Consider the following 11,682-nt stretch of genomic DNA (forward strand, 5'->3'; position numbering starts at 1 on the left):
CTTGCACTTCGAGTGTCATATGTTTGCCTGCGATCCGTCAAGCCCCGGCCCCGGCGGCTGTGACTCGCAGCGATAACTGTCACTTCGCAGGCATTTCTGTCACCAGCCTGTTCCGCCTCGTACGAGGCACCGGGCACATCTGTCCTGTCGCATTGAAGCTGTCGGATTCTCACTGCTTCTCGTTCGCGGTGTCGGAGGGTCTGTACGGTCAACGGTGTAACTCCCGATCAAGGAAGTAGCACCTGATGAGCGACGTGACTGTCTCGGTTGAGGCGGTTGAAGAGGTCCGGCCCGAGCTGGCGGCGGACCTGCTGGACGACCAGTTGATCGGGCGGCTGGTCGACCGGGCCCGGGCGGGCGGCCTGCAGCTGACCGGCGAGGGCGGCCTGCTTCAGCAGCTGACCAAGCGGGTCCTGGAGTCCGCCCTGGAGGGCGAGATCACCGACCACCTCGGCTACGAGAAGCACGACCCGGCCGGCGCGGGCAGTGGGAACTCCCGCAACGGTGTCCGGCCCAAGACCGTGCTGACCGACGTCGGGCCGGTCGAGATCGAGGTGCCGCGCGACCGAGAGGGCAGCTTCGAGCCGCAGATCGTGAAGAAGCGCCAGCGGCGCCTGACCGGCGTGGACGAGATGGTGCTGTCGTTGTCCGCGCGGGGACTGACGCACGGTGACATCTCCGCCCACCTGGCCGAGGTCTATGGCGCGAGCGTGTCCAAGCAGACCATCTCGACCATTACCGACAAGGTCATGGACGGGATGACAGAGTGGCAGAACCGGCCGCTCGACCCGGTCTACCCGGTGATCTTCATTGACTGCATCCACGTGAAGGTCCGCGACGGGCAGGTGGCCAACCGGCCGATCTACGTGGCCCTGGCCGTCACCGTCGACGGCACCCGCGACATCCTCGGCCTGTGGGCCGGCGATGGCGGCGAGGGCGCGAAGTACTGGCTCCAGGTCCTCACCGAGATCAAGAACCGGGGCGTTGAGGACGTGTGCATGGTCGTCTGCGACGGGCTCAAGGGCCTGCCGGATGCGATCGGGACGGTCTGGCCGCAGGCCGTGACGCAGACCTGCATAGTTCACCTACTGCGGGCGTCGTTCCGCTACGCGGGCCGCCAGGACTGGGACAAGATCTCCCGGGCGCTCAAGCCCGTCTACACCGCGCCGACCGCGAGCGCGGCTGAGGACCGCTTCCTGGAGTTCCAGGAGGAATGGGGCACCAAGTACCCGGCGATCGTGCGGCTCTGGGAAAACGCCTGGGCCGAGTTCGTGCCGTTCCTCCAGTTCGACGCGGAGATCTGTCGGATCGTCTGCACGACCAACGCCATCGAGAGCGTGAACGCCCGCATACGCAAGGCCGTCCGAGCTCGCGGGCATTTCCCGAACGAGGCCGCGGCGCTCAAGTGCGTCTACATGGCTGTCATGAGCCTCGACCCCACCGGGCAGGGCCGCAAACGCTGGACCATGCGATGGAAGCCCGCGCTGCAGGCCTTCGACATCGCCTTCGACGGCCGACTCTCCGTCGGCCGCCGTTAACTCACACCACACGAGTTACACCGTTGGCTGGACAGACCCCGCCGTCGGTCGACAGGACCGGCGCCGTGCGCACCGCGCACCTGGAAGGCCGCTCCATCGCCGCCCTCGCCCGCGACCACGACGTCAGCCGCGGCGCCATCCGCACCGCCGTCGCCGACCTCCTGCCCGAGCACACAGCCGCCGCCCGGACACCCCGGCCCCGGAGCTGCCGGTCACCCTCGACATGCCGGGCAGGGTCGCCGACTTCCTCCGCGCCGCTCAGCTGGACGACGCCGAGCGCGCCGTGCTCGACCAAGGCGTCACCGTACGGCGCGGACAGGGCTACACCTTGCGCGTCACCGCCGTGCCCGCGGTCCACCGCCGGCTCCTCGACCTCTGCCAGCCCCTCGACGGCACCCCGGGGACCGCCGTCATCCCGGCACAGCGCAAGGCCCGTCGCGAGTACGCAAACCGCGTCACCGCCTTCTGCGCCCCGACCTGACCAAGATCACCGGCTTAGCGTTAACCGCTGTACCGATGCCAGAAGCGCCGCCAATTGCATCAGATGCGAATTCGCGACGGTATGCGAATCGGCCTGAGCGGGGGCGTTAACCGCGCCATGATCCTGCGGAGTTGGGCACCATCGGTAAGGGTGACGATAGCGGTCGGTGGGGCCTTGCTGCCACTCGTCCGGGGGGCTGACCTGCGGGTTCTCTGGCGGCTCGCATAGGATGCGGTTTTCTCGCATCTGATGCGAGTCACAGAGAGTGGTGGATCAGTGGGGTTCAACGGTTCGATACCAGGGGCGGCGAGACTGCTCCTGGTGGACGGGGTCGCGCTGCTACGGCCGGAGGAACAGGTCTTCAAGGCGATGCTGACAGGGTTCGCCAATCAGCAGTTGGCGCGGAACCTGGCCCGCACGACCGTGGAGGGCCGGGAGAATACGGTGAAGGCGTTCACCGCGTACGTGAACACCTACCCGTGGAACTGGACGCCGGCGATGGTCGACGAGTGGCTCGGAGACCTGCGCTCCCTGCGCGACCTGAAGCGCTCGACGATCCGTTCGTACTCCGAGGCCGTCCGGTCCTTCTGCCACTTCGTGACCGACCCCCTCTATGAATGGACCGCGACCTGCGAGGAACGCTTCGGCACTCACCCGGTCCAGGTGGTGCACGAGTGGAACACAGCGGTGCACGTCCAGGACAACGAGTCCGACCCGAAGAAGCGCGCGTTCACCAAGGCTGAACTGCACGCCTTCTTCGCCCACTGCGACGACGAGGTCGCTCGCATCCGCTCGCTGGGCCGCAAGGGCTGGCTGCCCGCGTTCCGCGACGCCACGGTGTTCAAGACCGCCTACGCCTACGGAACCCGACGCAACGAGACACGGATGTTCGACGCTGCCGACTTCGGCCGGAACCCGCACGGCACAGAGTTCGGCGAGTACGGCCGGTGCCAGGTGCGGTTCGGCAAGGCGAAGAAGGGCTCGCCGCCCAAGCGCCGTGGAGTGCTGACCGTGTTCGACTGGACCCCTGACGTCCTGGACGAGTGGTTCACCGAGGTCCGGCCGCAGTTCGGGACCGACGGCAATCCGGCCGCCTGGCCGTCCGAGCGGGGCCTGCGGATCGGCTGCCAACGGATCAATTCGCGTTTCAAGGCATACCGCGAGGCCCTTGGCCTGGACGACGGACTGGACTTCCACTCGCTGCGAAGGTCCTACGTCACCCACCTGATCGAAGACGGCTGGGACCCCCGCTTCGTCCAGGAACAGGTCGGTCACGAGCACGCCAGCACCACCTCCATCTACACCTGCGTGTCCTCGGACTTCCGCACCCGCACCCTGCGCCGGCACCTGGACGACACCATCGCCGCGGCCCTCCAGGCCCAGAGCGGGAGGCAAGCATGAAGCGCAAAGTCGGCTACACCTGGCACCTGCGCGAGGTGATGGCCAAGCACCGGATCTTCACGGCCACCGAGCTGGTCCCGCTGCTGCGCGAGCGGGGCATCGACCTGTCCGCCTCCCAGGTCCACCGCCTGGTCTCCGGCACCCCGGAACGTCTGTCGTTGCAGGTCATGGCCGCGCTCTGCGACATCCTCTCCTGCACCCCGGCCGACCTGGTGGCCACCACCGCCGAAAACGCCGGAGTCCGCAAGACCGCCACCGGCGACCTCCCGGCTCTGTCCGCGAACGTCGCCAAGCTGCGGCCTCGCGCGGCCCGCATCCTGCCCGACGCATGAGCCGGACCTATGCCACCGACGAGCAGTACGAACGCTGGTTCCTGGCCGAGTGCTGCCGCTGCGGACGCCGCAAGCACAAGGCCGGCACCTGGCCGGACGGATACATCTGCCGGAACTGCTCGGACCGCGCGGTGCGAACACGGGGCACCTGCCCGGGATGCGGCCAGGACCGGGCCCTTCCCGGTCTCCGCCCCGTCGACGGCGCCGCGATCTGCACGACCTGCGCCGGCTTCTCCCAGACCTTCGACTGTTCACGCTGCGGCTTCGAAGGAAAGCTCCTGGGCGGACGGCTCTGCGAACGCTGCACGCTCGCCGACCGGCTCACCGCTCTCCTGGACGACGGCACCGGCCGCGTCCGACCCGAACTGACGCCACTGTTCGACCTGCTGGTGGCGATGGACAAGCCCAGCAGCGGGCTGGCCTGGCTGGCCCTGCGCCGCGATCAGCCAGGGAACGCCTCTGAGCGACTGCGGCAGCTCGGCCTCGGGGAGATCCCGCTGACCCACGACGCGTTCCACGAGCTCCAGCCCTGGCGGTCAGCCGCTCACCTGGAAGAACTCCTGATGGCAAGCGGAGTCCTGCCCGCAGTCGACAAGTACATCTGCTCTTTCCAGCGTTGGTTGCCCGGTCATCTGGCCGATATCGCCGATCCCGAACACGCGAAGACGATCAGACTCTTCGCGAGCTGGCGGGTCCTTCCCCGGCTGCGGGCGCGAGCCGACCGGGGCCACATCACACCCAGCATCCGCCGCTTCGCCGCCGAGCAGATCAAGTACGCGACCGCCTTCCTCAACTGGCTCGGCGAGCGGAACACCACCCTCGCCTCCTGCGGCCAGATCGACATCGACGCCTGGTGGGCCGAGAACAGCGAGCACGGCCGCAACTGCTTGAGAGCATTCCTCAACTGGGCCATGCAGAGCCGCCAATGCCGACGCTCGCTCTCCATGCCCGCGATGAAGGCCAGCCGACGAGCCGCGCTGAGCGAGGACGAGCGCCTGGACGCCCTCGGCCGGCTGCTGACCGACCCGGACATACCGAAGAACCTCCGCGTCGCCGGCGTCGTCGTGCTCCTCTACGCACAGCCCCTCACCCGAATCGTGCGGCTCACCGTCGACGACGTCGTGCACGACGGAGAGGCGGTACTTCTCCGTCTCGGGGAACCGGCCTCACCCGTCCCCGAGCCGGCCGCTTCCCTGCTGCTGCACTACATCGCCGACCGCGACAACATGAACACCGCCACCAACCAGGCATCCTCCTGGCTGTTTCCCGGCCGCCGGGCGGGCCAGCCCTTCCGCCCCGACCACCTGTCAGCACTCCTCAACGAGATCGGCGTCCCAGCGGCCGCCGCCCGCGGCGCCGCCATCCGACAACAACTCCTTGAGATGCCCCCTCCCGTCGTCGCCGACGCCCTCAGCTACCACGACAAGACCACCACTCGCCTGCTCAACGAGACCGGCGGAACGTGGAGCCGATACGCCGCTGGCGACCACACACGGTCACCAGCAGGCTGGGCTCCACGGGGACCTGGCGACAGCTGAATACGCGAGCACACCAGTAGAAGGCCATGCTCTAGCGGAGTCGGGCCAGCAAGTGGGCGTCGAGGAAGCCCCGCTCAGAGGCCGGGTCGTGGAGCAGCCGGGCGAACGTGACGAGCCCGGCCCGGTCCAGCAGCTCGGCGAACCGGTCCGCCGGCCAGCTATAGGCGGGCGTCACCTTGTGGTCGAAGCGGACCGGCTCGGGCCCGTCGGTCGCGAAGAACGAGACCAGGAGCAGGCCCCCTGGGGACAGGACACGCGCCTGCTCGGTGAGCAGCGCGGGTAGCTCCCCCGGCGGGGTGTGGATCATCGAGTAGTGGGCCAGCACGCCGCCGAGCGCACCGTCCTCGACTGGCAGGGTCTCCATCCGCGCCTCGTCGAACCGCAGCGCCGGATGGGCCCGCCGGGCGTGGTCGACCATGGCCGGGGAGAGGTCGAGCCCGAAGGCGTCCAGCCCCAGGTCATTCAGCATGGCCGTTAGATGTCCGGGCCCGCAGCCGACATCGGCTGCCCGCAGGTTCCCCGTCCCGCGCACCAGCTCGGCAAAGATGCCCATCATGTTCCGCGAGAACGGCTGCGTCTCCAGCCGATCAGCGAACATCGACGCATACAGCTCCACGACCCCGTCATAGGCCGCCCTGGTCTCATCCTGGTGCTCCACCACGGGAAGGAAGCTAACACCCGCCGTTCGCAGCTGTTCTCCCGCCCCGGTGCCGAATCCCGCTCCCGTCGCCGCGAACGCTCTCGGCTACCACGACAAGACCATCACCCGGCTCCGGAACGAGGCCGGTGGGACCTGGAGCCGATACGCCGATGGACATCACACACGGTCACCGGCAGGCTGGGTTCCACGGGGAACTGGTGACAGTTGAATACGAGCGCTCACCAGTATCAAGGTCGACCCTGGACAGCGCCCGCCGGGTCGCCCGACATCTTTCGGCCATGTCCATGACCCTCAAGGCAGCTCGTCGACTCCAACGCCGGAAACGGCGCGAAGGTCCGCTGGCGCCGGCCGTCATACCTCACCAGCCCCGTCCAGATGAAGCCGTGCACTCAAGGAACTGGAATGGTAATCCGAGGCCAGGGGCCCGAAGGGTTGCTGCTTAGCAGCGGCAAGTAGGGCGCCGCTCCTCAAACTTTCCCGTGATCCCCGGCCTCGGCAGATGCAGTTCCGGCGAGCGGGCGCCGCTCACCCGGATGTCACCGTGTCCGTGGACACGGGTGTGCCGTGATGCCTACTGGATGGCTTCATCCGGAGTCAATCGGGCGGTAACCGTGGAAGCTCCGCTTCCCCTCTAACGAGGTGGCGGCGTGGGGCGGCCGAGGGCCGTCGGTGGTCATCACTTGGGACAGTTCGGCCAGTTGTGGCTGGAGTCTATTGGTCAACCTCAAATCCCCCTCAACAGGTTCGGCGTGTAAGGATCTGCGCTTCCGCCGGAAGGGCGCCTTGATTCGTTCGGAATCCCAGGCGTCGCTATCTCATTCCTGTGGATGAGTGATGGATTGACCCATTCTTCCGTCATTGTCTGCATCAATCTGGGTCGGTAGAGAACCTGCCCACTGCTATAGCCGCCAGGAGGACAATCCCTTCCGCACTTCGGGGGCCGGCCCCGCAGACCTGCTCGGCGGGGCCGCCACGGCGCCGCCTCTCAGCACGCCGATCCCTACAGCCCGCCAACCATCCGAAGGACATCATGAGAATTGCAGCGAAAGCCACCACGGCAGGAGTGCTGGCCGCATTCGTATTCGCCGGACTGATCACCCCGCAGGCCGCCTCGGCTGACTCCCCGTCCTCGACCGGGGGCGGCACCTTATCCGCGCAGGAGGTCGGGGCGGCCAAGGCCGCCAACGACGACCGGAACGACAAGTCCAAGGACGGCTGGGGCGGCAGGAACGCCACTGCCGCCGAAGTCAAGGCGAAGGACGCGTACATGGCGGCCCACAGACCGATGGCCTTGACTTCCGCGACCACCAACATGCTCGCGAACACCCACCAGGGCCAGTGGTACAACAACTACTGCGGGCCCGCCACGCTGGTGATGGCCTTGGGCATGCGCGGTATCTGGAACCACGACCAGGGGACCTTCGCCAGCTGGATCGGCATTACGCCGAACAACGGCGGTACCGGCGTGGACCAGATGGACAAACAGCTGAACGACGAAGCGGGCGGGTTCCACTATCTCAGGGTCAACCTGCCCTACACCCCCAACAGCGAAAACGTCGCCGCGTTCAAGAACCACCTCATAGGCGACATCAACGCCGGCGCCTCCACGGTCGGCAACTCGATGGAGGTCTACAACGGCCCGCACCTCGTCGGCCACCCCAACAACAGCACGACGATCTACCACTGGTTCCCGTTCCAGGGCTACGACGGGGACTGGGCGGCATACCTGGACTCGGCAACCACCGTGTGGTCCAGCGTGCCTGCACGGAGCGGAATGCCCAACAGCACCCTTGTGACGATCATGGGCGGCCGTGGCTACCACTGGTAGAGGACTGCTGATCGCAGCGGTAGGCGTGGTGCTGGCGGGCACCTTCGGGTGCTCGCCGGCGCCACGCACTTCCGAGGCGACAGCAGGGTCTCCTACCCCGAGCAGCGCAGCACCCTCCCAGCCGTCCGTTTCCCTGCCCCCGTCCGATTCCGGCAAGCCATTCTGCAAGGTGGACACCCCGGCCGCCTGGAAGCAGGCCCAGACCGCCGGCATGCTCCAGGCGGCGCAGGGCGAGTCTTTGGACCCGATGGCCGTGGCGCCCGACGGTTCCTCGGTGATCGCCGCCAGCCGGCGCGATGGCCGTGTGACCTTGGTCTGGTTGCGTGACCAGGGTCGCGAGCGCACCACGATCTACACCGCCGCCAACTCCGGCCAGGGTGGCCTTGGCCTGGCTGACTTCGACGGCCGGTGGCTGGTCTTCAACATCCTTGCCTCGAACGATGTCGGCTCCAAGTGGGAGCTGTTCGCCTGGGACTCCCAGGCCGGCGGAGCCCCCAAGAGTATTGCCAAGACCCAGGTTGGCGCCGACGGGAACCCGGTGCCCGGGCCGTTCATGTACCCGTGGGTCAACAACGGCAAGGCGACCTGGGTCCAGGGAGTCAGCGACGGGACCAAGGACCAGAAACTCACCGACGTCCAGCGTCAGGTCCATCTCTACGACCTCGCCTCGTCGACCGACAAGATCGTGCACACCGGGCGCATGGCGCCCTCGTTCTTCGCCGGAGACACACTGGTCTGGCCTGAGGCCTTCGCCATCGACACCCCCACCAAGCTCACCGCGCAGGGCACGCCGACCAGCCTCCCCGCGGCGCTAGCCGCCGCTGACGGCTCACCGGCCTCGGCGAGCGACGGAACCACCTGGGCGTGGACCGGAGTGGGCAACAAGAATCTGTACGCCTGGAGGGCCGGATGGCCGGCGCCGGTCATGGTGGTCGAGGGGGCGCCCATCGACTGGGTCCATGTCGCCGGGGATGTGATCACCTGGACCGATTCCACTGCGACTTGGGCCGCCGACCTGCGCGGACGCGCCTACACGCAGATAACACCGCAATACGGCGGAACCAACAGCCACGGGACCGCCGTCGTCGTCTCCTATCCGGGACCAGACAAACGATCAGTCAGCTACGTGTTCACCAGTGCAGGCCTCGCCCCGCTTTCCTGCCCGCAATGAGGGCATCTGCCTCATAGGTACGTTCCAGCGTCGGGCCTCCGAGGGACCGCAACCCGAGCCAGGACTGTGGCACAGATCCCGCAGTCCTGGCTCGACTCCCCCGCAGTCGACGCGGTCCTCTGTCGCGGCACCGGGCCGGGTGGCAGCACGCGGGCAGAGGAGAGATCATCCCGTGGCGGGTTTCTGGCGTATCTGGGTCATGCCCCAAGTAGCGCTTTAACGTCGGCTATCGCGTCCCGGCTCACGGTGCAGGTCGCCACTCGCGGTCGCGTGCTGTCGCGTACTGGTGGATTCCATCGATCGTGATGGGAGTCCTGTGGGTGAGGAGAGTCCTCAGCGGCGGGGAGTTCCTCGGAAAGTTGCGCATCCTGTCGCCCGTGGTCTTCATGGGCCCTTGTACTTCCTGCAGGTGCGCATGGACCGGGGCGAGCGCCGTCAAGGCTCCGCTGTCAGTCCCCTTCAAGATCCGGTGGGCGATGGCGGTCGCCGCGACGTAGGCCCTGGCGCCGACAGACGGGCTGGCCAGCGCGTGGAAGTGGTGGAACTTGCCCGCTCCCCCTTTCAGGCGGTCCCTGCGCGCTTCCCTCGCCAGGGCATCTTGCTCAAGGATTTCGACGTGTTCGTCGCTGAGGGCGAGGTTCCGGGCTGCCGGCCAGGTCAGGGTGATCAGGCCGGCGACGGTGTGCAGGTCGATGAAGTACTGATTGATGTCGACCATCCACCCGACGCTGCCCACTTCTCGGGGGCCGTCGGGGCAAAGGAATCCGATCAGATCCTGCTGCAGTGCGAGTGCTGTCTCCAGGAAGTCCTCGCTGCAGTCAGGCGCCGGGGCTTGATCGTGACGGGCGCCGCAGATGGGGGCGTTGAGGCGCTCCGGTCGCCCTTCGACGACGACACGGCATTGGTTGGGGTGAAGATCCTCGTTCTTGATCCTGGGGATGAGCGAGAAGCCCTGAACCTCCATGCCGAGGTGACCGCACTTGGCACAGTTGTGGCGGAGAAGGCAGCGGTGGACGGGGCAGGCGAAGACCGGAGGGAGCCGCCAGAGGCGTTTCCAGTTGCCTCCGTGAGCGCGCTCGATGTCAGAGTCGCCGGCCAGGCAACTGGGGCAGAACCGTGACCAGCGCCGGAACACGTCATGGTTGCCGTGGAGGATCCGTCCCCGGGGCCGGTGTATCACCGTTGCTTCGAGCGGTCCGTAGCGGGCGCCGAACGGAGCGAGGAAGAGGTTGGCGACCTCGTCCTCACTGAGTCGGGTGGTGCGTGCGAACTCAGCTGACTGCTCCGGTGTTGAAAGATACTGCTGACTGATGGAGAGATGTTCGATCAGCCCGGTCCGATGGGTGCTCAGCCCGGTGTGACGGACGATCGTCCCGGGGCTGACGTTGTTGTGGTGGGCCAGGCGGAGAAGAAGGCCGACGAGGCTTTCATCCGGGAGCGGGGCGAGGCTGCGGGGCAAAGGCCGGAGCGGAGACATGGGGCAGCCGTCACTTTCCGGCGGCCTTGTTGTCGAAGACGGTGTTGCGGGGTTTCTGACGGCGCTTCGGAGCGGGCTTGGCAGGGACGACGGGGATCTCGCCAGCCTGCGGATCGCGGTCGAGAAGGTTGCCGAGGTTGATGGTGATCTCGTCAAGGAGCGGGATGGTCAGCTCCTCCTGGCCGGTCTCCATGGCGCGGGTGCAGCCGTCTTGGACGAGTCGCCGCAACAGACCGACGATGCCGCCGGTGCGACGGAAGAGGTACTCGGGCATGTCGCCGTCGGTGAGCATGCCGTCCCGGGCACCGAGGAGGCGGAGTTGTTCCTCGGTGCCGGCCAGGTGCTCGATCCAGGCGTTGATCTCCTTGGGGGTGTCGTAGGTGAACGGGTCGAGGTCGACCAGGTCGAAGCGGCGTTCGGTCTGGGTGGCGGCCTGATCGCTGCGGCCGCGCCGGGCGCCGGGCAGGGTCCACTGGCCGGTGCGGGAGTCGGGCCGTCCTTCGCGCAGGAGGCCCGAGCCGGGGATGTCGACGCCGATGAGGATGACGGTGGCGTTGAAGGACATCAGGTCGCGGATGAGGTCGAGGGTGTCCTGATCATCCTCACGGTGCATCTTCAACCGGGTGATGTCGTCCAGGATCAGCACGGTGGTGTTGTGGTCGTGCAAGGAGGCGCGGACGCCTCGGATCAGGCCGCGGAGGGTCTTGGCGTAGGGGGCGCCGTAGAAGTCGAGGATCGCCTCGCAGAGCCCTTTCGGGGTGGCCTTGACCGGGGTCTGGCAGTAAGCGACGGGGACGAACAGGTCCCGGGTCCCCTCAATCGCGCTGGGGTTGAGATGCTGGTGGAGGTCGCGCCAGAAGTCTTCGAAGGCCGCTGCGGCCTCGCAGGCCGTCTCGGTCTTGCCCTGGTAGCCGCCCCCGCTGATCATCAGGCCGTCGCGGGTGCCGGGGGTGAAGTTCAGAGCGTTGTTCTGGATGCGGGATCTCATCAGCGTGGTGACCCTACGGCTCATCGGGGTCTCCTGCAGACCGAGGTTGACGTGCGAGGCAGTGCGGTGCAGATCGTGCAGGGCCCGGCGGCGAGTCGGCATGGCTCGGTATTGGTCCGGGCTCAGCCTGGGAGCCGGGATGAACGCGCTGCGGGTCGTGCGCCAACGCTGCCATCCCTCGAAGCTGAGCCGGTCCGGCGGCGGTCCGGCCCGCAGGAACGAGACGATCCCCGCCTCACCGTCACCGCTCGTGGCCCGGTCGTCCAT

General features: G+C 67.3%; 10 protein-coding genes. 7 read left to right on the forward strand and 3 right to left on the reverse strand.

Translation table 11 applies throughout. From position 1 onward, the window contains the following. Positions 1 to 254: 254 nt before the first annotated feature. The 5 genes from ACIQZO_RS05590 to ACIQZO_RS05610 all read left to right on the forward strand — a co-directional run bounded on the left by ACIQZO_RS05590 (position 255) and on the right by ACIQZO_RS05610 (position 5,290). Positions 255 to 1,538, forward strand: a complete 1,284-nt coding sequence (locus ACIQZO_RS05590; RefSeq protein WP_403620924.1) for an IS256 family transposase — start codon at positions 255 to 257, stop codon at positions 1,536 to 1,538. Positions 1,539 to 1,761: 223 nt separating this feature from the next. Next, positions 1,762 to 2,019, forward strand: a complete 258-nt coding sequence (locus tag ACIQZO_RS05595; RefSeq protein WP_403620510.1) for a hypothetical protein — start codon at positions 1,762 to 1,764, stop codon at positions 2,017 to 2,019. A gap of 321 nt (positions 2,020 to 2,340) precedes the next feature. Beyond that, on the forward strand, positions 2,341 to 3,420 hold the full coding sequence (locus tag ACIQZO_RS05600) for a tyrosine-type recombinase/integrase (protein ID WP_403620513.1): 1,080 nt from the start codon (positions 2,341 to 2,343) through the stop codon (positions 3,418 to 3,420). After that, the gene (locus ACIQZO_RS05605) at positions 3,417 to 3,752 is read left to right on the forward strand and encodes a helix-turn-helix domain-containing protein (RefSeq protein WP_403620516.1); all 336 of its coding nucleotides are present in this window, start codon (positions 3,417 to 3,419) and stop codon (positions 3,750 to 3,752) included. The genes ACIQZO_RS05600 and ACIQZO_RS05605 overlap by 4 nt, the downstream gene beginning before the upstream one ends. Further along, on the forward strand, positions 3,749 to 5,290 hold the full coding sequence (locus tag ACIQZO_RS05610; protein WP_403620519.1) for a hypothetical protein: 1,542 nt from the start codon (positions 3,749 to 3,751) through the stop codon (positions 5,288 to 5,290). Before ACIQZO_RS05605 ends, ACIQZO_RS05610 begins: the two co-directional genes overlap by 4 nt. Before the next feature lie 31 nt (positions 5,291 to 5,321). Here the strand turns inward: ACIQZO_RS05610 and ACIQZO_RS05615 are convergent, their stop codons facing one another. Beyond that, a complete protein-coding gene (locus tag ACIQZO_RS05615; protein WP_403620522.1) occupies positions 5,322 to 5,951 on the reverse strand; it encodes a class I SAM-dependent methyltransferase in 630 nt (209 codons plus the stop codon). 1,030 nt (positions 5,952 to 6,981) lie between these two features. Between ACIQZO_RS05615 and ACIQZO_RS05620 the strand changes: the two genes are divergently transcribed. Then, positions 6,982 to 7,779 carry a hypothetical protein gene (locus ACIQZO_RS05620; RefSeq protein ID WP_403620525.1) on the forward strand — a complete coding sequence of 266 codons (798 nt, stop codon included), beginning with the start codon at positions 6,982 to 6,984 and terminating at the stop codon, positions 7,777 to 7,779. Between the two features lie 169 nt (positions 7,780 to 7,948). Then, positions 7,949 to 8,950 (forward strand): hypothetical protein, encoded by a 1,002-nt coding sequence (locus ACIQZO_RS05625; protein WP_403620528.1) that lies wholly within the window; start codon positions 7,949 to 7,951, stop codon positions 8,948 to 8,950. A gap of 241 nt (positions 8,951 to 9,191) precedes the next feature. Here ACIQZO_RS05625 and ACIQZO_RS05630 read toward each other — a convergent pair whose 3' ends face one another. Then, entirely contained in the window at positions 9,192 to 10,409 is a 1,218-nt protein-coding gene (locus tag ACIQZO_RS05630; RefSeq protein ID WP_403620531.1) for a TniQ family protein, read from the reverse strand. 28 nt (positions 10,410 to 10,437) lie between these two features. Beyond that, complete coding sequence (locus tag ACIQZO_RS05635) at positions 10,438 to 11,682, reverse strand: AAA family ATPase (protein ID WP_403620534.1); 1,245 nt, start codon at positions 11,680 to 11,682, stop codon at positions 10,438 to 10,440.

The organism is Streptomyces sp. NPDC097617 (assembly GCF_044761485.1).
Classification (GTDB): Bacteria; Actinomycetota; Actinomycetes; order Streptomycetales; family Streptomycetaceae; genus Streptomyces.

Excerpts from the sequence above, each read along its gene's own strand:
- ACIQZO_RS05595 (WP_403620510.1), top strand. The coding sequence starts at position 1,762 with ATGCCGGGCAGGGTCGCCGACTTCCTCCGCGCCGCTCAGCTGGACGAC.
- ACIQZO_RS05605 (WP_403620516.1), top strand. The coding sequence starts at position 3,417 with ATGAAGCGCAAAGTCGGCTACACCTGGCACCTGCGCGAGGTGATGGCC.
- ACIQZO_RS05610 (WP_403620519.1), top strand. The coding sequence starts at position 3,749 with ATGAGCCGGACCTATGCCACCGACGAGCAGTACGAACGCTGGTTCCTG.
- ACIQZO_RS05620 (WP_403620525.1), top strand. The coding sequence starts at position 6,982 with ATGAGAATTGCAGCGAAAGCCACCACGGCAGGAGTGCTGGCCGCATTC.
- ACIQZO_RS05635 (WP_403620534.1), bottom strand. The coding sequence starts at position 11,682 with ATGGACGACCGGGCCACGAGCGGTGACGGTGAGGCGGGGATCGTCTCG.